Here is a 23,934-nt window from a genome sequence, read left to right as displayed (position 1 = left end):
GTCCCTTAATGGGGGCGTTCGGCGGCTTTCGGAAGACCGCGACGGGGCGGGGTCCAGTCTTCGGACAGAACCATCCCCACGATTTCGTCGACCCGGGCCCGCGCCGCCTCCAGCCCCTCGCCGGTGTCGACCACGAAGTCGGCGCGGCGACGTTTCTCGGCGTCCGGCATCTGGCGCGACAGGATGGCCTCGAACCGTTCGCGCGTCATGCCGGGGCGGGCCAGCACCCGTTCGGCCTGAACCGAGGCGGGGGCGGAGACCACCACCACCGCGTCGACGGCGGCGTCTCCGCCAGTCTCGAACAGCAGGGGGATGTCCAGCACGGCCATCTTCACGCCTCGGGCCTTGGCGGCCTCCAGGTCCTCGAGCCGGCCCTTCAGCACCAGGGGATGGACGATGGCTTCGAGCCGGCGGAAAGCCTGATCGTCCCGGCCCAGCGCCTCGGCCAGCCGGACCCGATCGACGGCGCCGTCCACCACCACCCCGGGAAAGGCCTCATCTACAGGCGCGACCGCCGCTCCGCCCCGGGCGTAAAGCCGGTGCACGGCCTCGTCGGCGTTCCAGATCAGGGCGCCGTGATCGGCGAACATGGCCGTCGTCGTCGACTTTCCCATGCCGATGGAGCCGGTGAGGCCGAGCACGATCATTCGGCCTCTCCCAGATGACGCAGGACGACGGCGCGGACATCGACGGGCGGGACCGGGACGCCGAACAGGGCTTCGAACGACGGCTTCGCCTGGCCGATCAGCATGGCCAGCCCATCGACCACCGTGAGCCCCCGCGCCCGGCCTGCGGCGAGGAAGGGGGTGATCAGAGGCTTGTAGGTCATGTCCATCAGCACTGCGCCGTCCCGCAATGCGGGGATGTCGATCTCCGGCGGGACGCTGAGCGCATTGACGACCAGGGCGGCCTCTCCAAGGGCTTCGGGATCGGCGACGGAGACGCCGATGTCGGCGGCCAGAGCCTCGGCCCGGGCGCGGGTGCGGTTGAGGACCGAAACCCGGGCCCCGTCGGCCTTGAGCGCCGCGGCCGCCGCCCGTGCGGCCCCGCCGGCGCCCAGCACCACCACCGGCGCGCCGGGCAGGGCGAGGGCCGGGGCCTGCTCACGCAGCGCCGACATCAGGCCCTCGCCGTCGGTGCTGTCGGCGGAGAGGCCGCCGTCGCTGAACACCAGCAGATTGGCCGCGCCGCAGGCGCAGGCCATGGGACTGACGAGATCGGCCGCCGCCAGAGCCTGCTCCTTGAACGGCGCGGTCACGTTGAGGCCGCGCAGGCGTCCGGCCCGGCCTTCGGCGATCAGGGCGTCGAACCCGGCCGCATCAGCGGGGCCGAAGGCTTCATAGGTCGCGTCCAGCCCGGCGGCCTTGATCCACAAGCCGTGGATCAGAGGGCTGAGGGAGTGGGCGATCGGCTGGCCCGCGACGCCGGCCCGCACCGTCATGGGATCAGCACCCCGGCGCGGCGCAGCTCGGTCAGCACCGGCCACAGGGGCAGGCCCAGGACGGTGAAATAGTCGCCGTCGATGCGGTCGAAGAGCTGGGACCCCATGCCTTCAAGCTTGTACGAGCCCACGCTGGACAGGAGGCTTTCGCCCTCACGGTCCAGATAGGAGTCCAGGAAGGCGTCAGAGAAGGTCCGCACCTGCATCAGGGCCGTATCGACGCCGGACCATACGATCTGGCCGTTGCGGGCCAGGGCCGCGCCGGAATGGAGCGCATGGGGCTTGCCGCGCATGGCCGACAGGCGGGCGCGGGCTTCGTCCAGCGAGCGGGCCTTAGAGATCAGGCCGCCGTCGAAGGCCAGGGTCTGATCGGCGCCCAAAACCCAGGCGTCGGGATCGTGGCGGGAGACGGCCAGCGCCTTGACCCGCGCCAGCTCGACCGCCAGGCCGGCGGCGTCGGCCGGGTCATGCACCGCCTTGACCGCATCCTCGTCCACATCCGCGACGTGGACGGAGAAGGTCACCCCGGCGCCTTCCAGCATGGCGCGGCGGGCGGCGCTCTTGGAGGCCAAAACCAGTCGTTCGCCTACCATGCGGCGCCCACGCGCCGGGTGCGGCGTTCATTCAGGACGTTGATGATGGCGGCCGCGGTCTCCTCGACCGAGCGGCGGGTCACGTCGATGACCGGCCAGCCGCGGCGTTCGAAGGCGCGCCGGGCCTTGACCGTCTCCTCGCGCACGGCGTCGTGGTCGATATAGGCCGTGGCGTGGTTGGCGTTCAGCCCGTCCAGGCGGTTGCGGCGGATCTGCACCAGCCGATCGGGCGAGACGGTCAGGCCGATGACCAGCGGATTCTTCAGGGCGACGAGGCGTTCCCCGTCCTCCTGGCCCGGCACCAGGGGCACATTGGCCGCGCGGATGCCCCGGTGGGCCAGATAGATGCAGGTCGGGGTCTTGGAGGTCCGGCTGACGCCGCACAGGACCACATCGGCGGTCTCGAGCTGTTCGGTGGCGCCCTGGCCGTCGTCGTGAGCCATGGCGAAGTCCAGGGCGGCGATACGGTCGAAATATTCGGAGCTCAGGGCGTGCTGGGCGCCGACGCGGGGCGCCAGGGCCGCGCCGAGGTAGCGCGACAGAACGGTTTCCAGCGGATCCAGGGCCGCGATCTGAGGCATGTCGAGACGGCGGCAGCCCTCCTCCAGCTGTTCGCGCAGCTCGCGATCGACCAGGGTGTGCAGGACCACGCCGGGCGCGGCGGCGATTTCTTCCAGCACCCGCTCCATCTGCCGGTCCGAGCGGACCAGGGCGTAGATGTGCTCGATGGGGATGACGCCGTCGAACCGCGCCACCACGGCCTTGGCCATGGCGTTCAGGGTCTCGCCGGTGGAGTCCGAGACCAGGTGGACGTGGAAATAGGTGGCCAGACGCGAGGCGCCGGCGGGACGGCCCGGATTCATCGGACAGGACTCATTGGGATAACGGGTCCATGGCGCGCGGACTCCTGTGGACGGGACGGGGCGCCGTTCCGTGCGGCCCGGGCGCCGATCTCTATAGCTTTCCCCGGCGAGGGTCGCGAGCGGGGATGATGGTGGACCAGCGCCCTGGTCGTGCGCCGGGTTCTCCACTGCGCCGGCCGCTCCGAAGGTTCGCTTGTGGAGGAACCGGAGTCTCCCGAACCGGCGCCCAGGCCCCCCGCTCGCCCAAGTGCCCGAAAACTCCCGATGTTAAGGTCTTGTTAAGGGTTATCCCCGGTATCGACAGGGCAGACTCGGTCTGTCGATCAGCCTGTGACCGAATGCGGACAACCGCTCCGGAAACGGTGCATTTCACCCACTTGTCCCCGCCATCCCGGGCCCTAGCCACTTCCTTCAACCCTTAAATCAATTCGATTTATAAGAAGGGGAGGGGTGCGACACGGGTCGGGCTTGAGCCTGTCCTCGCCCCCCGGTAAGCCGACGGTCACATGACGACCTCTTCCGACACTCCGCTGTTCCTCAGGGCCCTCGCCGGCGAGACGACGTCTCGTCCGCCCGTGTGGTTCATGCGTCAGGCCGGACGATACCTGCCGGAGTACCGGGCGCTGAGAGCGACGACCCCGGGCTTCATCGAGTTCTGCCACGATCCGGAGAAGGCCGCCGAGGCGACCCTGCAGCCGATGCGCCGGTTCGGCTTCGACGCCGCCATCGTGTTCGCCGACATCCTGCTGATCCCCCGGGCCCTGGGCCAGGACGTGTGGTTCGAAGCGGGCGAGGGTCCGCGACTGGGCGCCATGCCGTCGGTCGAGGCCATGCGGGGCAGGGCCGAAGGCGCGGGCGAGGCTCTGAAGTCCATCGGACAGACCCTGAGCCTGGTCCGCGAACAGCTGGATCCGTCTAAGGCCCTGATCGGCTTCGCGGGCGCACCGTGGACGGTTGCGACCTATATGCTGGACGGTGAGGCCCGGACGATCGGCAAGGGCGAGCGCGCCCAGGCCCGGACCTACGCCTATGCCGAGCCGGAAAAGGTCGCCGGCGTCCTGGACGTGCTGGTCGAGGCCACCGCCCATTATCTGAAGATGCAGGCGAATGCCGGGGCCCAGACCCTGAAGATCTTCGAGAGCTGGGCCGAGGGCCTGCCGGACGATCTGTTCGAGACCCTGGTCCTGCAGCCGCACATCAAGCTGGTGAAGCGGGTGCGCGAACTGGGCGTGACCACGCCCCTGATCGGGTTCCCGAGGGGCTCGGCGGCGCTGGCGGAACGCTATGCGCGCGAGGTCGCGGTGCAGGGCGTGGCGCTGGACACCGCCTGTCCTCTGCCGGTTGGACAACGCGTCCAGAAGATCAAGACCATTCAGGGCGCGCTGGATCCCCTGCTGCTGCGCGCCGGCGGGCCGCTGTTGGACAGGCGGGTCGATCAGCTGATGGAGGCCTGGGGGCAGGGGCCTTGGATCTTCAACCTCGGCCACGGGATCATGCCGGACGTGCCGGTCGCCCACGTCGAGCAGGTGCTGAAGCGGATCGGCGCGCAATGACGCAGATGAAGGGCCGCCGCATCGCCGTCGTCCTGTTCAATCTGGGCGGGCCGGACGATCAGGCTTCGGTGAAGCCTTTCCTGTTCAACCTGTTCAACGACCCGGCCATCATCGGCCTGCCGGGCTTCGCGCGCACGCCGCTGGCCAAGTTGATCTCCAGCCGGCGCGAGAAGACGGCCCAGGCCAATTACGCCCTGATGGGCGGCGGTTCGCCCCTGCTGCCCGAGACCCGGAAACAGGCCGATGCGCTGGAGGCCGCCCTAGGCCGCCGCCTGCCGCGGGATGAGGTCCGGGCCTTCATCGCCATGCGCTACTGGTCTCCGCTGACCGAGGAGACCGCCGCGGACGTGGCGGTGTTCGGGCCGGACGAGATCGTGCTGCTGCCGCTCTATCCGCAGTTCTCGACCACGACGAGCGAGAGCTCGCTGAAGGCCTGGAACGCCGCCTACGCCGGATCGGGCGTGGCGCGCACCGTCTGCTGCTGGCCCCAGGCCAGCGGCTGGGTCGAGGCCCAGGCCGAGGCGATCCGCGGCAAGCTGGGCGAGGCGGGCAACCAGCCGGTCCGGGTGCTGTTCTCAGCCCACGGCATTCCGGAGAGCCTGGTCGAGAAGAAGGGCGATCCCTATCAGGAGCAGGTGGAATCGACCTGCGCCGCCGTGGCGGCCGCGGCGGGCCTGACCGATTGGTCCGTCTGCTATCAAAGCCGGGTCGGGCCGATGAAATGGCTGGGCCCATCGACCATCGAGGCGCTGGAACAGGCGGCGAAGGACGGCGTCGGCGCAGTGGTCGCGCCCATCGCCTTCGTCTCCGAGCACGTCGAGACCCTGGTCGAGCTGGACATCGAATACGGCGAACTGGCCCACAAGCTGGGCGTGGTCCCCTATCTGCGGGTTCCGGCGGTCGGGGTGAACGAGGGCTTCATCGACGGTTTGGCCGAGGCGGCCGTGGGCGCGCTTGCGCGAACCGGCGTCGCGCCGCACGGTCCCGGCTGCCGCGCGGACTGGAAGGCCTGTCCGCGCACCTGCGACCGGAGAGCGGCGTGAACTGGTACGACCTGGCCCGCGGCCTGCATATCCTGGCGGTGATCGCCTGGATGGCGGGCATGCTGTTCCTGCCCCGCCTCTATGCCTATGACGCCGAACAGAACGGCAAGCCGGAGCCGCTGAAAAGCGAGATGCAGGCCCTGCTGCGTCTGTGGCAGACCCGGCTGCTGCGCATCATCGTCAACCCGGCCATGGGGCTGGCCTTCGTCTTCGGCGGCTGGCTGCTGTGGCTGCGCAGCGGCGAGGGCGCGGACTGGAGCTTCGTCCACCAGCCGTGGATGATCACCAAGCTTGTCGGGGTCTTCCTGCTGGCCGGCTGGCACGGCTTCCTGGCCGGACAGAGGAAGAAGATCGCGGCCGGGACCTCGAAATATTCGGGCCGGTTCTGGCGCATGACCAATGAAATCCCCTTCCTCCTGGCCATCATCATGGTGCTGTCGGTGACGACGGAGTGGACGCTGGGCTGAGGCCCCGCTTGACCTGACCCCCGGAACCATGGTTTCGCTGGTCGCGAACCGATCCTGGCGTTTCGCCGGACGGTCCCTCTCTCAAAGCGATGCCTGCCGGATCGACCCTGCGGGACTCCATCGCCCTTCCTGCCGGCCGCAAGGCCAGACATCGCCAGCCTGACCCGACCTCGCCCCGGCGAGCGCCCGGGCGCGCATGCCAGAAGACGAAATCCCATGACCGACGTCCGCGACACCGATCCGACCTCGCCCGAGACCGAAACCTTCGACGAGCCGTCGAACGAGGTCTCCGCCGCCGACCTGCCGATGGTCGATCAGGAGGCCGACGAGGACGACGATGACGACGGCGAGCCGATCGTTCCCAACGGCCGCATCACCCTGGCCGAGCTCAACGAGAAGACGCCGGCCGACCTGGTCGCCTTCGCCGAGGGGCTGGAGGTCGAGAACGCCTCGAACCTGCGCAAGCAGGACCTGCTGTTCGCCATCCTGAAGGCCCTGGCCGACGAGGAAGTCGAGATCATCGCCGACGGCGTGCTCGAAATCCTGCCCGACGGCTTCGGCTTCCTCCGCAGCCCGGACGCCAACTATCTTCCGGGTCCGGACGATATCTATGTTTCACCGTCGCAGATCCGCCGGTTCGGCCTGCGCTCGGGCGACACCATCCACGGCGCCGTCCGCGGCCCGCGCGAGGGCGAGCGCTACTTCGCCCTGCTGAAGGTCGACACCATCAATCTCGAAGACCCCGAGATGGTGAAGACCAAGGTCCTCTTCGACAACCTGACCCCGCTGTATCCCGAAGAGCGGATCCACATGGAAATCCAGGACCCGACCCTGAAGGACCGTTCGGGCCGGGTGATCGACATCGTCGCCCCGCTCGGCAAGGGCCAGCGCTGCCTGATCGTCGCCCCGCCGCGCGTCGGCAAGACGGTCATGCTGCAGAACATCGCCAAGTCGATCGAGCGCAACCACCCGGAAGTCTTCCTGATCGTCCTGCTGATCGACGAGCGTCCGGAAGAAGTCACCGACATGCAGCGCACGGTGAAGGGCGAGGTCATCGCCTCGACCTTCGATGAGCCGGCCACCCGCCACGTCGCCGTCGCCGAGATGGTGATCGAAAAGGCCAAGCGCCTGGTCGAGCACAAGAAGGACGTGGTCATCCTGCTGGACTCGATCACCCGCCTGGGCCGCGCCTACAACGCCACCGTCCCGTCGTCGGGCAAGGTCCTGACCGGGGGCGTCGACGCCAACGCCCTGCAGCGCCCGAAGCGCTTCTTCGGCGCTGCGCGGAACGTGGAGCAGGGGGGCTCGCTGACCATCATCGCCACCGCCCTGATCGACACGGGCTCGCGGATGGACGAGGTCATCTTCGAAGAGTTCAAGGGCACCGGTAACTCGGAAATCGTGCTGGACCGCAAGGTCGCCGACAAGCGCATCTTCCCGGCCATCGACGTGCTCAAGTCCGGCACCCGTAAGGAAGACCTCATCACGCCGAAGGACCAGCTGGCGAAGACCTATGTCCTGCGCCGCATCCTCAACCCGATGGGCCCGCAGGACGCGATCGAGTTCCTGCTCGACAAGCTGCGCCAGTCCAAGAACAACGGCGACTTCTTCCAGTCGATGAACACCTGACCGGCGATTGCCGGACGGATACGAAAAGGCCCCGGAGTGATCCGGGGCCTTTTTTCTGTCAGGGAATGAGCAGGGTCGAGCCGGTGGTCTGGCGACCGGCCAAAGCCTCGTGCGCCTGGCGGACCTCGGCCAGCGGAAACGTCTGGCCGATCTCGACCTTGACCGCGCCCGAGCGAATGACATCGAACAGGGCGGCGGCGCTGGCGTCGAGCTCCTCGACGGTGGCGACATAGTCGAACAGGGTCGGGCGGGTGACGTAGAGCGAGCCGCCGCGCGACAGGCGCAGGGGGTCGAACGGCGGGACCGGGCCAGAGGCGTTGCCGAACAGGACGAGGGTCCCGCGCTTCCTCAGGCTGGCCAAGGAAGACTCAAAAGTGGACTGGCCGACGGAGTCATAGGCGACGGCGACGCCCCGCCCGTCGGTGAGGTCCTTGACCCGAACGGCGACGTCCTCGCGATCATAGAGGATCACATGGTCGCTGCCGTGGGTGCGGGCCAGGGCCGCCTTGGCTTCCGAGCCGACCGTACCGATGACGGTCGCGCCCAGCGACTTGGCCCACTGGGCCAGGATCAGGCCGACCCCGCCGGCGGCGGCATGGAGCAGGATCTCGTCGCCCTGTTTCACGTGAAACGTCCGGCGCACCAGGAACTCGGCGGTCATCCCCTTGAGCATGACGGCGGCGGCGGTCTCCAGGCTGACGTCGTCCGGCACAGCGACCGCGGCGCTCTCGGGCAGGACGTGGAACTGCGCATAGGCGCCGACCGGGGCGGTGGCGGTGGCGACCCGATCGCCCACCCTGAAGCGGGTGACGCCGTCGCCGACCGCCTCGACCATGCCCGCCGCCTCCCGTCCGAGACCCGAGGGGAGGGGCAGGGGATAGAGGCCGGTGCGCTGATAGATGTCGATGAAGTTCAATCCCACGGCGGCTTGGCGGATCAGGATTTCCCCGGGGCCGGGCGAGGGCACGGGGACCTCGACCAGCTCAAGCACGTCCGGTCCTCCGGTGCGGTCGAAGCGGACGGCCTGCTGGATCGAGGGGAGGGCCATGAGCGGGTTCCTTTACGCGGCCGGATCGGCCTAAAACGGTCCTGTTCAGATTGGAGCGATCCCATGAAAATCAATGTCGAGATCGACTGCACCCCGGCCGAGGCGCGAGCCTTCATGGGGCTGCCGGATGTGGCTCCGCTGAACGAGCATCTGGTCGCCGAAATGAAGAAGCGAATGGACGACAACATCTCGGCCATGCAGCCCGACGAGCTGATGAAGACCTGGACCAGCTTCGGCCTGCAGGCCCAGGACCAGTTCCGACGTCTGATGGAAAGCGCGGTCAAGCCGTGATGCTGGTCTCCTCCCCCTCTTGGGGGAGGGGGACCGCGAAGCGGTGGAGGGGGTCCGTCCCGCGCCGCTGTCGCCCCCTCCGTCACGGCGCGCGCGCGCCGCGCCACCTCCCCCATGAGGGGGAGGAGATTTCGGCATGACCGACACCGTCTTCGCCCTAGCCACCCCGCCCGGACGGGGCGCCATCGCGATCGTGCGATTGAGCGGCCCCGCGACCGACGCCGTCCTGGCCGCGCTCGGCGCGCCGGGCCTGAAGGCGCGGATGGCCTCGCTGCGAACGCTGACGTACGGGGGACGGATCATCGACCAGGCGCTGGTACTGCGTTTTCCGGGACCGAATTCCTATACCGGCGAGGACTGCGCCGAACTGCACCTGCACGGGGGCCGGGCGGTGGTCGAGGCGGCCAGCGCGGCCCTGGTCGCGCTGGGTCTACGTCCGGCGGATCCGGGCGAGTTCACCCGCCGGGCCTTCGAGAACGGACGGATGGACCTGGCCCAGGCCGAGGCGGTCGCCGACCTGATCGACGCCGAGACCACGGCCCAGGCGGCGCAGGCGTTGGGTCAGCTGGACGGCGCCCTGGGCGCCGCCTACGCCGGCTTCCGCCGCGATCTGCTGAAAGCCCTGGCCCTGGTCGAAGCCGAGATCGACTTTCCCGACGAGGAGGTGCCGGACAATCTGGCGCGGACCGCGGGGCCGGTGCTGGACGGACTGATCGCTGACCTGAAGGCCGCCCTGGCGGATTCGGGCCGGGGGGAGCGGGTGCGCGAGGGCTATCGCATCGTCCTGATCGGCGAGACCAATGCGGGCAAGTCGTCGCTGTTCAATGCGCTGGTGGCGCGCGAGGCGGCGATCGTGACGCCGATCGCAGGGACCACGCGCGACGTGCTGGACGCCGACCTGATCATCGGCGGCTACGCCGTGACCCTGTCGGATACGGCCGGACTGCGCGACAGCGCGGACGTGGTCGAGGCCGAGGGGGTGCGCCGGGCGCGGGCGCGGGCGGAACAGGCCGAGCTGCGACTGTGGGTCCGGGCGCCGGGCGACCCCGCAGGCGTGGCGGCGGACTATGTTCGGCCCGGCGATTTGCTGGTCCTGACCAAGGCGGATATCGAGAGTGCGCCTCCCCCCACCGGTCAGGAAGCGCTGGCGGTCAGCACCGCCACGGGGGAGGGGATGGCGGCGCTGCACGACTGGATCGCGGCCCGGCTGGCGCGCGACCTGTCCGGCGCGGACTTCCCGGCGGTGACGCGAGAGCGGCATCGGCGGCGGCTGGAGGAGGCTCTGGCCGACGTGCAGGCCGGGCGACGCGCCCTGGATATCGCGCCGGAGATGGCGGGCGACGACCTGCGCCGGGCGGCGGACGCCCTGGCCCGGGTGACCGGCGCCATCGGAGTCGAGGACATTCTGGGCGAGGTCTTCTCGACCTTCTGCATCGGGAAGTGATCTGTTTCACGTGAAACACGCCGCCGACTCCGGTGGCGAAAGGGGGCGTTTTCGACTATGTCCCCGCGATGAACTCCTTCGACGTCATCGTCATCGGCGGCGGCCACGCCGGCTGCGAAGCCGCCGCTGCGTCCGCGCGCACCGGCGCGCGTACCCTGCTGCTGACCCAGAAGCTCGAGACCATCGGCGAGATGTCGTGCAACCCGGCCATCGGCGGTCTGGGCAAGGGCCACCTGGTGCGCGAGATAGACGCCCTAGACGGCGTCATGGGCCGGCTGGGCGATGTCTCCGGCATCCAGTTCCGCCTGCTGAACCGCTCCAAGGGGGCAGCGGTGCAGGGACCCCGCAGCCAGATCGACCGCCGCCTGTACCGCGAAGCCATGCAGGCCGAGCTGGCCCAGACCCCGAACCTGACTCTGATGGCCGGTACGGCCGAAAGTCTGACCCTTGACGGCGGTCGGGTGACGGGCGTGGTGACCGGCGGCGGCGCAGTTCTGTCGGCGGGCGCGGTCGTGCTGACGACCGGCACCTTCCTGAACGGGGTGATTCATAAGGGCGACCAGCGCATTCCGGCGGGCCGCCACGGCGAGGCGCCGTCCACCGGATTGGCCGCGGACCTGTACGGCGCCGGCTTGCAGATGGGCCGGTTGAAGACCGGCACCCCGGCGCGCCTGGACGGCCGGACCATCGGATGGGACCGGCTGGAGAGCCAGGCGGCCGATGAAGACCCCGTCCCGTTCAGCTTCCTGACCGACCGGATCGACGTGCCGCAGATCACCTGCGGGGTGACCCACACGACCGAGGAAACCCACCGGATCATCGCCGAGAACCTGGGCGAGAGCGCCGTCTATGGCGGCCACCTGTCGGGGCGCGGGCCGCGCTATTGCCCGTCCATCGAGGACAAGGTGGTCCGGTTCGCCGACAAGACCTCGCACCAGATCTTCCTTGAGCCAGAAGGCCTGGACGATCCGACCGTCTATCCGAACGGCATCTCGACTTCGGTGTCTGACGCGACGCAGCTGGCCTTCCTGCGCACAATTCCCGGGCTGGAGCAGGTCGAGGTGTTCCGCTTCGGCTACGCCATTGAGTACGACTATGTCGATCCGCGCGAGCTGACTGCGGCGCTGGAAGTCAAGAAGCGACCCGGGCTTTATCTGGCGGGGCAGATCAACGGCACGACCGGCTACGAGGAGGCAGGGGCCCAGGGGCTGATCGCCGGTCTCAACGCCGCCCGCGCGGCGGCCGGTTCCGATCCGGTGATCCTGGGCCGGGATCAGGCCTATATCGGCGTGATGATCGACGACCTGGTCACCAAGGGTGTGACCGAGCCCTACCGCATGTTCACCAGCCGGGCGGAGTATCGGCTGACCCTGCGCGCCGATAACGCCGATCAGCGGCTGACGCCGATCGGCGTCGAGGCGGGCATCGTCGGATCGACCCGGGCGAAGGCCTTCGAGCGAAAGGCGGCGGCGCTGGCCGAGGCGACCGCTGTTTCACGTGAAACACGGTTCACGCCCAAGGAAGCGGGGGAGCTGGGGATCAAGGTCAACGCCGACGGACAGCGCCGCTCGATCCGCGACCTGCTGTCGTTCCCGGATGTGACGCTGGCGACCTTCGAGGGGGTCCGGCCTGAGATCCGCGACTGGCCACGGCAGGTCCGCGAGCAGATCGAGATCGACGCGGGCTACGCCGGCTATCTGGACCGCCAGGCCGCCGACGCCGAGGCCCTGCGCCGGGAAGAGGCGCTGGCCCTGCCGGTGGACCTCGATTACGCCGTCATCGGCGGGCTCTCGAACGAGGTCCGCGAGAAGCTGTCGATGGTCCAGCCGCGCACCCTCGGGCAGGCGGGCCGGATCGAAGGCATGACCCCGGGCGCCCTGACGGCCCTGTTGTCCCATGTGAAGAAGGCGCCGAAGCCGTCCGGAGTCGCGGCGTGAGTACTTATGATGCGGCCGCCTTCCAGGCGGAGTTCAACGCCACGCCGGCCCAGATGGGCGATCTGCAGCGGTTCATCGATCGGCTGACCGAGGCCAATGCGGTGATGAACCTGATCGGTCCGGACACCCTGCCGGATATCTGGAGCCGGCATATCCGGGACTCCGCCCAGCTGCTGGACCTGGCGCCCGGCGCCAGAATGTGGGCCGACCTCGGCGCCGGCGCGGGCTTCCCCGGCGTGGTGCTGGCGATTATGCTGAAGACTGAGCAGAAGAGCCACGTCTGGCTGATCGACAGTCTCGGCAAACGCTGCCGTTTCCTGCAGGAGGTGGTCGACGGCCTGTCCCTGCGCGCGACCGTGATCAACGGCCGGGCCGAGGAGAATGCGGTCACCGTCGAGGTGGTCACGGCTCGCGCGGTGGCCCCGATGGAAAAGCTCCTCGGCTATGCACAGCCTTATCTACAACGCGGTGCGCGCGGGCTGTTCCTGAAGGGGGAAAAGGCCGAGGTTGAGGTGGCCGAGGCCCGCAAGGTCTGGCAATTCAAGAGCGACCTCTCCGTCTCGCGCAGCGATCCGCGCGGCCGTATCGTATCCGTCCGGGGAATTAGCCGTGTCAAAAACTGGTAAGACTCGCGTTCTGGCCGTTTCCAACCAGAAGGGCGGCGTCGGCAAGACCACCACGGCGATCAACCTGGGTACGGCCCTGGCCGCGATCGGCGAGAAGGTGCTGATCGTCGACATGGATCCGCAGGGCAATGCGTCGACGGGGCTGGGTGTTCCACGTGAAACACGCCGGGTGACCATCTACGACGTGATCGTAGACGGCCGTTCGGTGGACGATTCCGCCGTGCAGACCTCAGTGCCGGGGCTGCACATCATTCCGGCCGACGCGGACATGTCGGGCGTCGAGATCGAATTGAGTCAGGCCGATCGCCGCTCCTTCCGCCTGCGCGACGCTCTGGCGGGGCAGGGGAGGGACGGTCAGACCCGGTATGACTATGTCCTGATCGATTGCCCGCCGTCGCTGAACCTGCTGACACTGAACGCTATGGCGGCCGCGGACGCCGTGCTGGTGCCGCTGCAGTGCGAGTTCTTCGCTCTGGAGGGGCTGACGCAGCTGATGAAGACGGTGGACATGGTCCGCCAAAGCCTGAACCCGTCGCTGGAGATCCAGGGCCTGGTCCTGACCATGTACGACCGCCGCAGCGCGCTGTCGGGCCAGGTGGCCAACGACGTGCGCGCCCACTTCGGCGAAAAGGTCTATGACGCCGTCATTCCGCGCAATGTGCGGGTCGCCGAGGCGCCGTCCTTCGGCAAGCCGGCGCTGATCTACGATCTGAAATGCGCCGGCAGCCAGGCCTATCTGCGGCTGGCGCGGGAGGTGGTGGCGCGCGAGCGCAAACGTCGCCTGCAAGTCGCTGCCTGAATAATTAGAAGAACGGAATCAGTATCTTGAGCGAACGTCAGCGCGGCCTGGGCCGGGGATTGTCGGCCCTTCTGGGAGAGCAGGCCGGCGAAGCCGTGCCGGTCGACGGGACGGCGACGCCCGCGGGCGTGCGCCTGGCGCCGATCGAGAGCCTGAAACCCAATCCGGATCAGCCGCGCAAGATCTTCACACCGGACATCCTCGAGGAACTGGCCGCCTCGATCCGCGACAAAGGCGTGCTGCAGCCGATCCTGGTGCGCTCGCAGCCCGGCGAGGACGGCGTCTGGCAGATCATCGCCGGCGAACGCCGCTGGCGCGCCTCGCAGCTGGCCCGCCTGACCGAGGTGCCGATCGTCGTGCGCGAGATGGACGACGTCGAGGTGTTCGAGGTCGCCATCATCGAGAACGTCCAGCGCGCGGACCTGAACCCGCTGGAAGAGGCCGACGCCTATCGCCAGCTGATGGAGCGTTTCGGCCGCACCCAGGACGCGGTCGCCGGTATCGTCGGCAAGAGCCGCAGCCATGTGGCCAACACCCTGCGCCTGCTGCAGCTGCCGGAAGAGGTGCTGTGGTACGTGCGGCACGGCAAGATGAGCGCCGGCCACGCCCGGGCCCTGGTGGGGTCGCCAAATGCGGTCGAGCTGGCCAATGAAATCGTCAACGGCGGACTGAACGTCCGTCAGGCCGAGGCGCTGGCGCGCCGCGCCGCCGAGGGTCCCAAGCCCGTCAAGGCGAAGGCCGTACGCGCCCAGGGCGAAGGCTCGGCCGACGTTGCCGCGCTGGAGCAGGATCTGGCCGACGCCCTGGGCCTGAAGGTCCAGCTGGTCGACAAGGACGGCAAGGGCGAGATCACCATCCGCTACGGCACGCTGGAACAGCTGGACGACCTGTGCCGCCGGCTGATGCGCGGCTGAGATGACGGATCCGGTCGAGGCGGCGGCCGAGGCGATCATCGGCCTCTACAGCCGGCACGCCGACGACTGGGCCCGGATGCGCGACGGACCGCCGACCGCGGATGAGCGCCCTCATCTGGAACGCTACGCGGCGGCCCTGCCCGAGGGCGCGGAGGTGCTGGATCTGGGGTGCGGCTCCGGGCGGCCGATCGCGGACTGGCTGATCGGGCGCGGTTTCCGCCTGACGGGCGTGGACGCCTCGCCGGGTCTGATCGCGCGCTGCCAGGCCGCCTTTCCGGAGCATGAGTGGCGGGTGGACGACATGCGCGGGTTGGACCTGGGCCGCCGGTTTGACGGCGTTCTGGCCTGGTTCAGCGCCTTTCATCTGACCGCGGAGGCTCAAGGCGCGATGGCGGCGGTCTACGCCCGACACCTGCGGCCCGGCGGCGTGCTCATGTTCATCGGGGGACCTGAACGGGGCGTGGTCCTGGGAGAATGGATGGATCAGCCCTTGTATCACGCCAGTCTGGAGCCTGCGGAGTATCGCGCCGGGCTGGAACAGGCCGGACTGGTCGAGATCGAGGAGGTCGCGCTCACATCTGATCGAGATGAGGGGGCAAGAGTTTGGACGGCGCGGCGCGGCGTGTCAGACTGAGGCCATGACCGACAAGCCGACCAATCCGACCGCTGAAGCGATGAAGAAGGCGCTGGCCGCCAAGAAGGCCGGAGGCGGCGCGCCGTCCGCGGGCGGTTTCAAACCCGCCCAGCACGCCGAAAAGACCATGGCCCGTCAAAGCGCGGCGGCGAACAAGCCGGCCTTCCGCAAGGCGTCGAAGCGGGGCTAAAGCCCCAGCCTTCTGGCGCGCGACGAAATCTCCAGCAGCAGGCGTTCGGCGATCAGCTGGTCGGGCGAGCCCGTGGTCTTGGTGGCGATGTCGGCGGCGTTGACGCTGTCCAGGACCTTGTCGAGGTCGTCCAGACGCCAGCTGCGGGCCTGGCGGAGCATTTCCGCCTCCTGTTTCCAGAACACGCCCGCGGCCTTGGCGGCCTCCTTGGCGTTCGCCCCGTTCGTTTGCAAGACATTGATCCTGCGGAGCTTTCCGAGGTGGATCGACGCTTGTCTCACCGCCATGACAGGGCTTTCACCTTCGGCCAGGGCGCGCCGAAGGCCGGACTGGGCGGGGCCGGGGCGTCCGCCGAAGGCCTGCAGGGCGGCGTCCTGCAGCGAGGCGTCGGGTTCGACTCCCAGATGCAGTTCCAGCTCCGCGGTGTCGATGCTGTGGCCGCTGCCCGGGCCGATGTAGAGCACCAGCCGCTCGATCTCCTGCCGCATCAGGCCGCGTTCGCGGGGCAGGCGGGCGACAAAACGGTCCAGGGCGTCCTGGGTCAGGCCGACCTTGTCGGCGGCCAGGGCTTCGCGCGTCATCCGGGCCACGTCGCCGGTCTCGTCCTCGTAGCAGGCGATGCCCACGGCGCCCTTATCGGCCTCGGCGGCCTTGCGCAGGGCGGAGTCACGGCCAAGGGCCCCGGCCTCGATGACCAGCATGCAGTCGGGATTGAAATCGCCGGCGGCGTGGGATTTCAGCGCCGCCGCCAACATCTTGTCGATCGAGGCCTTCTCGGCCGACAGACGCACCCGCACCAGCCGGCGTCCGCCGATCATGCTCAGCGCGGTCAGGGCCTCATCCAGCCGGACCTCGTCGCCGTCGATATCGCTGTCCGTCAGGACGGTGACATTGAAGGGGTCGTTGAGGTCCGGGGTGATCGCCTTGCACAGGATCTCGGCCCGTTCGGCCACGCCCGAGCGGTCCTTGCCGTGGATGACGGCGGCGCGAACGCCCTTGTCCGGAGACTTCAGGAAGCGATCGACCTCGGGCCGCTTCGACAGGATCACGGGGCGGACAGGGTCCTGAGGAGGTCCAGCCGGATCAGGCGCGCCAGTTCGGCCGCCGCACGCTCCTCACCGTCCTGCTGGGCGGCGATGGCGGCGTAGGGCTGGTCGGCCGCGGCGTAGGTAGTGGTGACGGTCTCGACGCCGGTGACGGGGTTGCCGCCGGTCGTCGGGGTCAGGGTCCAGGTCCCGCGCACAGTCAGCTCATAGCGGGTGGCGGTGTCGTCGATGCGCCGGCCCATGGGGCGGCGCGACTGTTCAAGGGTGGTCTGGAGACGCCACAGGGGCGTCTGCGACCCGTCGCGCCCCAGGGCGTCCTCGAGCTGCTCGCGGACGCGGTAGCCCAAGCGGTCATCCTGGGTGGTGACGGCGATGCGCGACAGCGACGTCCCGGCGCCGGCGTCGCCATACAGCGGCGTGAAGCCGCAACCGGCCAGTCCCAGTGATGCGACAAGCGCCAACGCCAAGCCGCGGGGTGCGAGCATTCTCATCAGGCGACCACCACGTTGACGATCCGATCCTTGACCACGACGATCTTTCTCACGGTCAGACCCTCCAGCCGCGCCTGAACGTCCGGATCGGCCAGGACGATGGCCTCCACCGCCGCCGGCTCCAGTCCACGGGCGACGCGGATCTCGCCGCGGCGCTTGCCGTTGACCTGGATGGGCAGGGTGACCTCGTCGTCGGCCGCCAGCGCCGGATCGTATTCCGGCCAGGGCGCGTCGAGGATCATCCCCTCTTCGCCCAGCCGCGTCCAGCCTTCCTCGGCCAGGTGGGGGGTGAACGGAGCGACCAGACGCAGCAGGGCGGACAGGGCCTGGCGCCGGGCGTCGCCGCCCGCCGTCTGGTGATCGCGCACGGTGGCGACGAAGGCGTAGAGCTTGGCGATGGCCGAGTTGAAGCGGAAGCCGGTGATGCCTTCCGACACGGCCTTGATGGCCTTGTGGGTCTCGCGCAGCAGGGCGGCGTTCGCGCCGGCCTCGCCGGCGAACGCGGGGTCGTAGCCCTCGATCTCGGCCCAGACGCGCTGGACGAAGCGGCTGGCGCCCTCGACGCCGCCGGGGGTCCATTGCACGTCGCGCTCGGGCGGGCTGTCGGACAGGACGAACAGGCGTCCGGCGTCGACGCCATAGGTCTCGACGATCTCCTGCGGCGCGACGACGTTCTTCTTGGACTTCGACATCTTCTCGATGTCGCCGATGGTCAGGGTCTCGCCGGTCGAGAGCTGGCGGGCCGAGCGGACGCCGTTGTCGTTGGACAGCTCGACGTCCGTCGGCTCGACCCAGGCGCCGTCGGCGCGGCGGTAGGTCTCGTGGACCACCATCCCCTGGGTGAAGAGGCCGGCGAAGGGCTCCTTGACCGTCATCAGGCCGGCGTCGCTCAGGGCGCGGCTGATGAAGCGGGCGTAGAGCAGGTGAAGCACCGCATGCTCGACGCCGCCGATGTACTGATCGACCGGCAGCCAGTGGTCGGCCGCGTCGCGCGAGATCGGCTCGGCCGCCGTCGGATCGGTGAAGCGGGCGAAATACCAGCTGGAATCCACGAAGGTGTCCAGCGTGTCTGTCTCGCGGGTCGCATCACCGTGACACGACGGGCATTTGACGTGTTTCCAGGTCGGATGGCGGTCCAGAGGATTGCCGGGCGTGTCGAAGGTCACGTCCTTGGGCAGCTCCACGGGCAGGTCGGCGGCGGGCACGGCGCCGCAGGACGCGCAGTGGACGATGGGGATCGGACAGCCCCAGTAGCGCTGGCGGCTGACGCCCCAGTCGCGCAGGCGATAGATGGTCTTGCCCTCGCCCTGGCCGGCCGCCTCGATGCGGGCGATGGCCGCGGCCTTGGCCGCTTCGATTTCCAGACCGTCCAGGAAGTCCGACTGGAAGATGGTTCCGGGGCCCGTGTAAGCCTCTGTTCCAACGACGAAATCATCACCGGCACCGTCAGGTCTCACAACCGGGATGATCGGCAGCTGGTACTTGGTCGCGAACTCGAAGTCGCGCTGGTCATGGGCGGGACATCCGAAGATGGCGCCGGTGCCGTAGTCGGACAGGATGAAGTTGGCGATCCAGACGCTGACCTCGCGGCCGTCGAACGGATGCCGGACCTTCAGACCGGTGTCGAAGCCGATCTTCTCGGCCTGTTCGATCTCGGCCTGGGTCGAGCCGCCCTTGCGGCATTCGGCGACGAAGGCGGCGGCGTCGGGGTTGGTCTCGGCCAGGGCGCGGGCGACCGGGTGGTCGGCGGCGATGCCCATGAAGCTGGCGCCGAACAGGGTGTCCGGGCGGGTGGTGTAGATCTCCAGACCGTCGGGCGCGCCGGCGGGGGCGTCCCCGGCCCAGGCCCAGGTCATCTGCAGACCCTTGGAGCGGCCGATCCAGTTCTCCTGCATCAGGCGGACCTTGTCGGGCCAGCGGCCTTCCAGTTCCTTCAGACCCTCGATCAGGTCGTCGGCGTAATCGGTGATGCGCAGGAACCACTGGTTCAGCTTGCGCTTCTCGACGATCGCGCCCGAGCGCCAGCCGCGGCCGTCGACGACCTGCTCATTGGCCAGGACGGTGTTGTCGACCGGATCCCAGTTGACGACCGAGTCCTTGCGATAGACCAGGCCGCGCTTGAACAGCTCCAGGAACCAGGCCTGCTGCTTGCCGTAGTAGGCCGGGTCGCAGGTGGCGAACTCACGCGACCAGTCCAGCGAGAGGCCCAGCAGCTTCAGCTGTTCGCGCATGGCGGCGATGTTGGACCAGGTCCAGTCGCCGGGATGGACGCCGCGCTCGATGGCCGCGTTCTCGGCGGGCAGGCCGAAGGCGTCCCAGCCCATCGGATGCAGGACGTCGAATCCCTGGGCCCGTTTGGAGCGCGCGACCACGTCGCCCATGACGTAGTTGCGGGCGTGGCCCATGTGGATGTTCCCCGACGGATAGGGGAACATCTCCAGCACATAGTATTTCGGCTTTCCGGTGCCTTGGGTCGGGGTGCGGAAGGCGTCGGCGGCCGCCCAGCGGGCCTGCTGGCGGGGTTCGGCGGTCTTGGGCTCGTAGCGGGCCACGGGAATCCTTGAGGCTGCTCCTGAAGGGCGCGGCCTAAAGGAGGCGGTGGTCGTGAGAGGGTGTTAGCCGGCGTTCTGGAGGTTGAGCTGGCGCGCCTTGGTCAGGATCGCGTTCTCCAGGTCGGTTTCCGTCTGGGCCGCCACCGGAGCGCCGACCCAATTGCCCGTCGCATCGCGCGTTTCCTTGGTCACGGTGACGTTCAGGGCGTCGGCGCGCAGGCGGGTGTCGAGGATGAAGACGGTCGCCTTGAAGCGCTCGTTCGGCGTCTGCGGGTCGGTGAACCAGTCGTAGTTGATCACGCCGCCCCACGGGTCGGCGTTGGCCAGCGGCATGAAGGCGAAGGTGTCCAGGGTGGCGCGCCACAGATAGGCGTTCACGCCGATGCCCGTCTGGGCGGCGCGCGCCGCTGTGGCCGAGGGCTTTCCGCCGCCGAAGACGTCGCCGACGGTGGGACCGAAGGGACGTTCGGCAGAGCAGGCGCCCAGCACCAGGCCCGAGGCGATCAGGGCGAGCGTCGCACCGCGAACCAGCACCATCGAGAGTTCTCCATTCGATCAAGGGCGTACGCCGGACCTTCCGTCGCACGCGCCGGGCCGCCCGAACGCGGGTCAGAGCCGAAGCGAGGCTCTATAACACGGCGAAAAGGGGCGATGACAAGGCGAAGACGTTTCAAGCGGCGCCGGATCGTGTCCGGGAGGCGGCGCGCACGCGGCGGGGGAGGCCGTGGCCGTGACGCTCGCGCCACAGGAGTCCCTCTGAGTCGTACGGAACTGACGTTCAGCGTCGCCGTTCCGTTGACCGGGCTGTCCGGCGGTGTCTAGTTGCCGGATACAGATCACGCCGGGACCCCCGGCGGGACATGAAGGGCAGGACATGCGCAAGAGCGCCGTCATCGCTGGACTGGTCGCGGGGCTCGCCCTCGTCGCCGCCGCTGACGCCGCCGCGGCCCAAACCGCGACGCGCGGGCGTGCGCCTGCGGTGTCCCTGAGTGAAGCCAGCGCCGCCCGCACCGCCACGCCGAGCCAGAACCAGAGCCGTCTGCGCTTCACCGAGCGCGGCCGCTGGGGCCTGGACCTGAACCTGAACCAGCCCGTCGGCCGCGAAGACTCCCTCGGCGACGTCGAGGCCGGGGCCTACTACCGCGTCAACCCGCGCCTGCGCGTCGGGGCCGCCGCCGGCCTGGCCGAGACTGAACGCGATCCGGCCCGCGCGCCGCAGACCGAGCGTCCGACGGCCCGCTTCCGTCTGGAATCGATCTTCCGCTTCTAATCGGCTTCGAAGGCCGCGCGGACCGACCCCACTCCCGCTATTCCATAGACGCCCGAGCCGATGAGCGTGTGCGCGTTCGACGCGTCGACGCCGCCCAGGGCGTAGATGGGCGCCGGGGCGGCCTGGGTCAGCGCCTTCAATCGATCCACGCCGAGCGGGATCTTGGATGCGGAGGCTCCGCCCGCGGGGAAGATCGGGGACACGATCAGGGCGTCGACCCCGACGATATCAGGAATGGCGGACAGGTCGTGGAAGGCGGCGGTGATCGTCCAGCCCGGGTGACGGGCCGCCAGGGCGGGGGCCTGGTCCGTCGCCGCTTCGGGCAGGTGGACGCCGTCAGCCTGGACCGTCTCGGCCAGGGCGGCGTCCAGGCCGATCAGCAGCAGGCCGTCGCGCCGCCGCGTCGCCTCGCGCAGCCGCAGCGCCGTCTCGAGGGCGTTCGGCGCGCCGAAATGGCGCCAGACCACGCCGGCGCCGACGGGCAGGCGTTCGGCGACCTCCCACGGACGCGGCGTGCGTTCGGGATCGGTGAAGAACAGCAGGGGCGGCAGGTTGGGACGCGGGCGGCCTTGCGCCCGGCTGACTTTGGCCGCTTCACGGGCTAGACCGCTGGCGATCCGCCACAGGGTATCCGCGTCCGACCGGTTCATGACCTCCTCTTCCCCCGATCCCTCCATCGCGTCCAGCTTCGACGCCGTCCGTCGCAAGATCGCCCGCGCCTGCCGCATCGCCGGGCGCGATCCGGCGACCGTGATCCTGACCGCGGTGACCAAGACCCAGCCTGACGTCGCCCTGGAGGCGGCGCTGGCCGCGGGACAGCGGGTGTTCGGCGAGAACCGGGTTCAGGAGGCGCAAGGACACTGGTCCGGTCGTCGGGACGCGCCGGGCCTCGAACTGCGCCTGATCGGGCCGCTACAGACCAACAAGGTCGCCGACGCCGTCGCCCTGTTTGAGGTCATCGAGACCCTGGACCGGCCGAAACTGGTCGAGGCGCTGGCGACGGAGGGGGCGAAGGCGGGCCGGGCGCCGCGGGTGCTGGTGCAGGTCAATACGGGCGCCGAGCCGCAGAAGGCCGGGGTTCCGCCGGAAGAGGCCGACGCCCTGGTCGCGCAGGCGCGGGCCGCGGGGCTGACCGTCGAGGGCCTGATGTGCATTCCGCCGGCGGACGAGGCCCCCGGCATCCATTTCGCCCTGCTGCGCAAGATCGCGCGCCGCAACGGACTGGACGTCCTGTCGATGGGGATGAGCGGCGACTATGAGGTCGCGATCCGCTTCGGCGCGACCCATGTTCGCATCGGTTCGGCCCTGTTCGGGGAACGAAATCGCGGCGAAACGCCCTCTGTGGACTGAAAATCACGCCCTAACGGACCGGCGCCCTTGGCGTTTGGACCGGCTCTCTCCATTGTTGGACCCATGCCGACGCCCAAGACGATCCTGATCATCGACGACGACGACGACCTGCGCGAGGCGCTTGCCGAGCAGCTGGCGCTCCACGAGGCTTTCCGCCCGGTCCAGGCCTCGACGGCCACCGAGGGCGTGAAGATGGGCCGTGAGGTCCGCGCCGACCTGATCCTGCTCGACGTCGACCTGCCGGACATGGACGGCCGCGAGGCCTGCCGCCTGCTGCGCAAGGACGGCGTCTCGACCCCGATCATCATGCTGACCGCCCAGTCGTCGGATTCCGACACGGTGCTGGGGCTGGAGTCGGGGGCCAACGACTACGTCACCAAGCCCTTCCGCTTCGCGGTCCTGCTGGCGCGCATCCGCGCCCATCTGCGCAGCCACGAACAGTCGGAAGACGCCGTCTTCCGTATCGGGCCCTATGAATTCCGTCCGGCGGCCAAGGTCCTTGTCGACGACAAGGGCAAGAAGGTCCGGCTGACCGAGAAGGAAACCAATATCCTGAAGTACCTCTACCGCGCCGGGGCCAAGGCCGTGTCGCGCGAGGAGCTGCTGACCGAGGTCTGGGGCTACAACGCCGGGGTCACGACCCATACGCTGGAAACCCACATCTACCGCCTGCGCCAGAAGATCGAGCCCGAGCCCGGTCAGGCGCGGCTGCTGCTGACCGACGCGGGCGGCTACCGGCTCCAGCCCTAGACCATTTTGGCTTCAGGTCGTTTCGACCAGACTCCAGAAAACGGTCCAGCATCTGATTTCGCTCTAGACCAGGGCGGCGACCGGCGCGTCCGCGTCTCGGGAGCGGTGCGACCGGAACCCGGCCGCGATCGTCCGCAGGGCCTCGCGGGACTTGGCGTCGACGAGGGTGGAGAACAGCAGGATCTCCGAGTCGGGCAGGGGCGGCAGCGCATAGCGCTCGCTCACCTCGACCGTCCCGGGCGGCGCGAGCCGCAGGGGAAAGACCGCGATCGCGACCCCCGCCGACACGGCCGCGGCGACGGCCGAGGAACTGCCGCCCACGAACACCTCCGACCAGGCGATGCCGGCGGCGTCGAGCGCCTGGGTCGCGATGTTCCTGACGCCGCATTCGGCCGACAGGGCGGCGAACCGCAACGGCTCGTCCGGCCTGCAGCGAAGATTGGGCGACGCGAACCAGCCGAAATGTTCGGGTCCCAGCACTTCGCCGTCGCGCCGGACGTCCTCACGCCGGACGATGGCGGCGTCCAGCTCCCCACGGTCGAAGGCGTCCAGCAGCGCGCGAGGCGTCTCGATCCGCACCTCGATGGTGAGGCAGGGGTCGTAGGCGTTGAGATGCGCCAGCAGGGTGGTCACTTCGGGTCCAGCCACATGGGCGGCGACGCCCAGGGCGAAGCGCCGACGCGTCGCTGACAGTGTGGCGACCGCTTTTTCGTGCGCGGCCAGGAATTCGCGGGCGGCGTCGATGAACAGGGCGCCCTGGGGCGAGAGCCGGACCAGCCGGGGCGTGCGTTCGACCAGCCGCTGGCCCAACTGGTCCTCCAGCCGCCGGAGCTTGACGCTGATCGCCCCCTGGGTGGACCCGAGCGCCTCGGCCGCGCGCGTGAAGCTGCTCAGGTCGGCGATGGCGACGAAGACGCGTACGGCGGCGACGTCGAGAATGGTGGGTGATGTCATTCGAAATCGTTATCTCTGAAATGGTCAGACATCCAGTTCTGTTGTGACT

26 protein-coding genes are annotated in these 23,934 nt (G+C 69.1%); 15 read left to right on the top strand and 11 right to left on the bottom strand.

Going from position 1 to position 23,934, the window contains the following annotated elements; translation table 11 throughout:
- Window positions 1-5: 5 nt before the first annotated feature.
- The 4 genes from coaE to AC3WRV_RS01820 are packed head-to-tail and all read right to left on the bottom strand — an operon-like array spanning window position 6 to window position 2,897.
- Window positions 6-647, bottom strand: a complete 642-nt coding sequence (coaE, locus tag AC3WRV_RS01835; RefSeq protein ID WP_492311935.1) for a dephospho-CoA kinase — start codon at window positions 645-647, stop codon at window positions 6-8.
- Entirely contained in the window at window positions 644-1,441 is a 798-nt protein-coding gene (locus AC3WRV_RS01830; RefSeq protein ID WP_492311934.1) for a shikimate dehydrogenase family protein, read from the bottom strand. The genes coaE and AC3WRV_RS01830 overlap by 4 nt, the downstream gene beginning before the upstream one ends.
- Window positions 1,438-2,034 (bottom strand): Maf family protein, encoded by a 597-nt coding sequence (locus tag AC3WRV_RS01825; protein WP_492311933.1) that lies wholly within the window; start codon window positions 2,032-2,034, stop codon window positions 1,438-1,440. Before AC3WRV_RS01825 ends, AC3WRV_RS01830 begins: the two co-directional genes overlap by 4 nt.
- Window positions 2,028-2,897: a pyruvate, water dikinase regulatory protein gene (locus tag AC3WRV_RS01820; RefSeq protein WP_492311932.1), complete on the bottom strand. Its 870-nt coding sequence runs from the start codon at window positions 2,895-2,897 to the stop codon at window positions 2,028-2,030. The genes AC3WRV_RS01825 and AC3WRV_RS01820 overlap by 7 nt, the downstream gene beginning before the upstream one ends.
- Window positions 2,898-3,403: 506 nt before the next feature.
- Between AC3WRV_RS01820 and hemE the strand changes: the two genes are divergently transcribed.
- The 4 genes from hemE (at window position 3,404) to rho (ending at window position 7,589) form a co-directional block, all read left to right on the top strand.
- Window positions 3,404-4,450, top strand: coding sequence for a uroporphyrinogen decarboxylase (gene hemE / locus AC3WRV_RS01815; protein WP_492311931.1), 1,047 nt, complete (start codon window positions 3,404-3,406; stop codon window positions 4,448-4,450).
- The gene (gene hemH / locus AC3WRV_RS01810; protein ID WP_492311930.1) at window positions 4,447-5,493 is read left to right on the top strand and encodes a ferrochelatase; all 1,047 of its coding nucleotides are present in this window, start codon (window positions 4,447-4,449) and stop codon (window positions 5,491-5,493) included. Before hemE ends, hemH begins: the two co-directional genes overlap by 4 nt.
- Complete coding sequence (locus AC3WRV_RS01805; protein WP_492311929.1) at window positions 5,490-5,960, top strand: CopD family protein; 471 nt, start codon at window positions 5,490-5,492, stop codon at window positions 5,958-5,960. The genes hemH and AC3WRV_RS01805 overlap by 4 nt, the downstream gene beginning before the upstream one ends.
- A gap of 216 nt (window positions 5,961-6,176) precedes the next feature.
- Window positions 6,177-7,589, top strand: coding sequence for a transcription termination factor Rho (gene rho, locus AC3WRV_RS01800; RefSeq protein ID WP_492311928.1), 1,413 nt, complete (start codon window positions 6,177-6,179; stop codon window positions 7,587-7,589).
- Between the two features lie 58 nt (window positions 7,590-7,647).
- On the opposite strand, the gene AC3WRV_RS01795 is transcribed toward rho, so the two are convergent.
- Window positions 7,648-8,637 carry a quinone oxidoreductase family protein gene (locus AC3WRV_RS01795; protein WP_492311927.1) on the bottom strand — a complete coding sequence of 330 codons (990 nt, stop codon included), beginning with the start codon at window positions 8,635-8,637 and terminating at the stop codon, window positions 7,648-7,650.
- A 63-nt stretch (window positions 8,638-8,700) separates the two neighbouring features.
- On the opposite strand from AC3WRV_RS01795, the gene AC3WRV_RS01790 reads away from it, so the two are divergent.
- From AC3WRV_RS01790 to AC3WRV_RS01755, 8 genes are all read left to right on the top strand, one after another.
- On the top strand, window positions 8,701-8,928 hold the full coding sequence (locus AC3WRV_RS01790) for a DUF6489 family protein (RefSeq protein WP_291840869.1): 228 nt from the start codon (window positions 8,701-8,703) through the stop codon (window positions 8,926-8,928).
- Between the two features lie 136 nt (window positions 8,929-9,064).
- A complete protein-coding gene (gene mnmE, locus AC3WRV_RS01785; protein WP_492311926.1) occupies window positions 9,065-10,372 on the top strand; it encodes a tRNA uridine-5-carboxymethylaminomethyl(34) synthesis GTPase MnmE in 1,308 nt (435 codons plus the stop codon).
- Window positions 10,373-10,440: 68 nt separating this feature from the next.
- Window positions 10,441-12,309 (top strand): tRNA uridine-5-carboxymethylaminomethyl(34) synthesis enzyme MnmG, encoded by a 1,869-nt coding sequence (gene mnmG, locus AC3WRV_RS01780; RefSeq protein ID WP_492311925.1) that lies wholly within the window; start codon window positions 10,441-10,443, stop codon window positions 12,307-12,309.
- 53 nt (window positions 12,310-12,362) lie between these two features.
- Complete coding sequence (gene rsmG, locus AC3WRV_RS01775) at window positions 12,363-12,935, top strand: 16S rRNA (guanine(527)-N(7))-methyltransferase RsmG (RefSeq protein ID WP_291834805.1); 573 nt, start codon at window positions 12,363-12,365, stop codon at window positions 12,933-12,935.
- Window positions 12,919-13,734, top strand: a complete 816-nt coding sequence (locus AC3WRV_RS01770; protein WP_291834803.1) for a ParA family protein — start codon at window positions 12,919-12,921, stop codon at window positions 13,732-13,734. Before rsmG ends, AC3WRV_RS01770 begins: the two co-directional genes overlap by 17 nt.
- A 26-nt stretch (window positions 13,735-13,760) precedes the next feature.
- Window positions 13,761-14,648, top strand: coding sequence for a ParB/RepB/Spo0J family partition protein (locus tag AC3WRV_RS01765; RefSeq protein WP_492311924.1), 888 nt, complete (start codon window positions 13,761-13,763; stop codon window positions 14,646-14,648).
- A 1-nt stretch (window position 14,649) separates the two neighbouring features.
- Entirely contained in the window at window positions 14,650-15,282 is a 633-nt protein-coding gene (locus tag AC3WRV_RS01760; protein WP_492311923.1) for a class I SAM-dependent methyltransferase, read from the top strand.
- Window positions 15,283-15,286: 4 nt separating this feature from the next.
- On the top strand, window positions 15,287-15,472 hold the full coding sequence (locus AC3WRV_RS01755) for a hypothetical protein (RefSeq protein ID WP_291834794.1): 186 nt from the start codon (window positions 15,287-15,289) through the stop codon (window positions 15,470-15,472).
- On the opposite strand, the gene holA is transcribed toward AC3WRV_RS01755, so the two are convergent.
- From holA to AC3WRV_RS01735, 4 genes are all read right to left on the bottom strand, one after another.
- On the bottom strand, window positions 15,469-16,521 hold the full coding sequence (gene holA, locus AC3WRV_RS01750; RefSeq protein WP_492311922.1) for a DNA polymerase III subunit delta: 1,053 nt from the start codon (window positions 16,519-16,521) through the stop codon (window positions 15,469-15,471). The two genes, AC3WRV_RS01755 and holA, sit on opposite strands and share 4 nt — an antisense overlap.
- Window positions 16,518-17,003: an LPS assembly lipoprotein LptE gene (gene lptE, locus AC3WRV_RS01745; protein WP_492311921.1), complete on the bottom strand. Its 486-nt coding sequence runs from the start codon at window positions 17,001-17,003 to the stop codon at window positions 16,518-16,520. Before lptE ends, holA begins: the two co-directional genes overlap by 4 nt.
- A gap of 5 nt (window positions 17,004-17,008) precedes the next feature.
- A complete protein-coding gene (gene leuS / locus AC3WRV_RS01740) occupies window positions 17,009-19,561 on the bottom strand; it encodes a leucine--tRNA ligase (protein ID WP_492311920.1) in 2,553 nt (850 codons plus the stop codon).
- Between the two features lie 63 nt (window positions 19,562-19,624).
- Window positions 19,625-20,098, bottom strand: a complete 474-nt coding sequence (locus AC3WRV_RS01735; protein ID WP_492311919.1) for a DUF3576 domain-containing protein — start codon at window positions 20,096-20,098, stop codon at window positions 19,625-19,627.
- A 337-nt stretch (window positions 20,099-20,435) separates the two neighbouring features.
- On the opposite strand from AC3WRV_RS01735, the gene AC3WRV_RS01730 reads away from it, so the two are divergent.
- Window positions 20,436-20,831, top strand: a complete 396-nt coding sequence (locus tag AC3WRV_RS01730) for an NtrZ family periplasmic regulatory protein (protein ID WP_291834778.1) — start codon at window positions 20,436-20,438, stop codon at window positions 20,829-20,831.
- On the opposite strand, the gene AC3WRV_RS01725 is transcribed toward AC3WRV_RS01730, so the two are convergent.
- Window positions 20,828-21,481: a thiamine phosphate synthase gene (locus AC3WRV_RS01725; RefSeq protein WP_492311918.1), complete on the bottom strand. Its 654-nt coding sequence runs from the start codon at window positions 21,479-21,481 to the stop codon at window positions 20,828-20,830. The two genes, AC3WRV_RS01730 and AC3WRV_RS01725, sit on opposite strands and share 4 nt — an antisense overlap.
- On the opposite strand from AC3WRV_RS01725, the gene AC3WRV_RS01720 reads away from it, so the two are divergent.
- The gene (locus AC3WRV_RS01720; RefSeq protein ID WP_291834771.1) at window positions 21,480-22,181 is read left to right on the top strand and encodes a YggS family pyridoxal phosphate-dependent enzyme; all 702 of its coding nucleotides are present in this window, start codon (window positions 21,480-21,482) and stop codon (window positions 22,179-22,181) included. The genes AC3WRV_RS01725 and AC3WRV_RS01720 overlap by 2 nt on opposite strands.
- 63 nt (window positions 22,182-22,244) lie before the next feature.
- A complete protein-coding gene (locus tag AC3WRV_RS01715) occupies window positions 22,245-22,931 on the top strand; it encodes a response regulator transcription factor (protein ID WP_291834768.1) in 687 nt (228 codons plus the stop codon).
- A gap of 63 nt (window positions 22,932-22,994) precedes the next feature.
- Here AC3WRV_RS01715 and AC3WRV_RS01710 read toward each other — a convergent pair whose 3' ends face one another.
- Complete coding sequence (locus AC3WRV_RS01710; RefSeq protein ID WP_492311917.1) at window positions 22,995-23,885, bottom strand: LysR family transcriptional regulator; 891 nt, start codon at window positions 23,883-23,885, stop codon at window positions 22,995-22,997.
- Between the last annotated feature and the right edge of the window lie 49 nt (window positions 23,886-23,934).

This window comes from Brevundimonas sp. EU05-FHT14B11 (genome assembly GCF_058790835.1).
This window is presented reverse-complemented; position numbering and strand designations above follow the sequence as displayed.

What these genes read in the sequence shown, in the direction of transcription:
- coaE (WP_492311935.1), bottom strand. Translation starts at nt 647, where the DNA reads ATGATCGTGCTCGGCCTCACCGGCTCCATCGGCATGGGAAAGTCGACG.
- AC3WRV_RS01830 (WP_492311934.1), bottom strand. Translation starts at nt 1,441, where the DNA reads ATGACGGTGCGGGCCGGCGTCGCGGGCCAGCCGATCGCCCACTCCCTC.
- AC3WRV_RS01825 (WP_492311933.1), bottom strand. Translation starts at nt 2,034, where the DNA reads ATGGTAGGCGAACGACTGGTTTTGGCCTCCAAGAGCGCCGCCCGCCGC.
- AC3WRV_RS01820 (WP_492311932.1), bottom strand. Translation starts at nt 2,897, where the DNA reads ATGAATCCGGGCCGTCCCGCCGGCGCCTCGCGTCTGGCCACCTATTTC.
- hemE (WP_492311931.1), top strand. Translation starts at nt 3,404, where the DNA reads ATGACGACCTCTTCCGACACTCCGCTGTTCCTCAGGGCCCTCGCCGGC.
- hemH (WP_492311930.1), top strand. Translation starts at nt 4,447, where the DNA reads ATGACGCAGATGAAGGGCCGCCGCATCGCCGTCGTCCTGTTCAATCTG.
- rho (WP_492311928.1), top strand. Translation starts at nt 6,177, where the DNA reads ATGACCGACGTCCGCGACACCGATCCGACCTCGCCCGAGACCGAAACC.
- AC3WRV_RS01795 (WP_492311927.1), bottom strand. Translation starts at nt 8,637, where the DNA reads ATGGCCCTCCCCTCGATCCAGCAGGCCGTCCGCTTCGACCGCACCGGA.
- AC3WRV_RS01790 (WP_291840869.1), top strand. Translation starts at nt 8,701, where the DNA reads ATGAAAATCAATGTCGAGATCGACTGCACCCCGGCCGAGGCGCGAGCC.
- mnmE (WP_492311926.1), top strand. Translation starts at nt 9,065, where the DNA reads ATGACCGACACCGTCTTCGCCCTAGCCACCCCGCCCGGACGGGGCGCC.
- mnmG (WP_492311925.1), top strand. Translation starts at nt 10,441, where the DNA reads ATGAACTCCTTCGACGTCATCGTCATCGGCGGCGGCCACGCCGGCTGC.
- rsmG (WP_291834805.1), top strand. Translation starts at nt 12,363, where the DNA reads ATGGGCGATCTGCAGCGGTTCATCGATCGGCTGACCGAGGCCAATGCG.
- AC3WRV_RS01760 (WP_492311923.1), top strand. Translation starts at nt 14,650, where the DNA reads ATGACGGATCCGGTCGAGGCGGCGGCCGAGGCGATCATCGGCCTCTAC.
- AC3WRV_RS01755 (WP_291834794.1), top strand. Translation starts at nt 15,287, where the DNA reads ATGACCGACAAGCCGACCAATCCGACCGCTGAAGCGATGAAGAAGGCG.
- lptE (WP_492311921.1), bottom strand. Translation starts at nt 17,003, where the DNA reads ATGCTCGCACCCCGCGGCTTGGCGTTGGCGCTTGTCGCATCACTGGGA.
- AC3WRV_RS01735 (WP_492311919.1), bottom strand. Translation starts at nt 20,098, where the DNA reads ATGGTGCTGGTTCGCGGTGCGACGCTCGCCCTGATCGCCTCGGGCCTG.
- AC3WRV_RS01730 (WP_291834778.1), top strand. Translation starts at nt 20,436, where the DNA reads ATGCGCAAGAGCGCCGTCATCGCTGGACTGGTCGCGGGGCTCGCCCTC.
- AC3WRV_RS01720 (WP_291834771.1), top strand. Translation starts at nt 21,480, where the DNA reads ATGACCTCCTCTTCCCCCGATCCCTCCATCGCGTCCAGCTTCGACGCC.
- AC3WRV_RS01725 (WP_492311918.1), bottom strand. Translation starts at nt 21,481, where the DNA reads ATGAACCGGTCGGACGCGGATACCCTGTGGCGGATCGCCAGCGGTCTA.
- AC3WRV_RS01715 (WP_291834768.1), top strand. Translation starts at nt 22,245, where the DNA reads ATGCCGACGCCCAAGACGATCCTGATCATCGACGACGACGACGACCTG.
- AC3WRV_RS01710 (WP_492311917.1), bottom strand. Translation starts at nt 23,885, where the DNA reads ATGACATCACCCACCATTCTCGACGTCGCCGCCGTACGCGTCTTCGTC.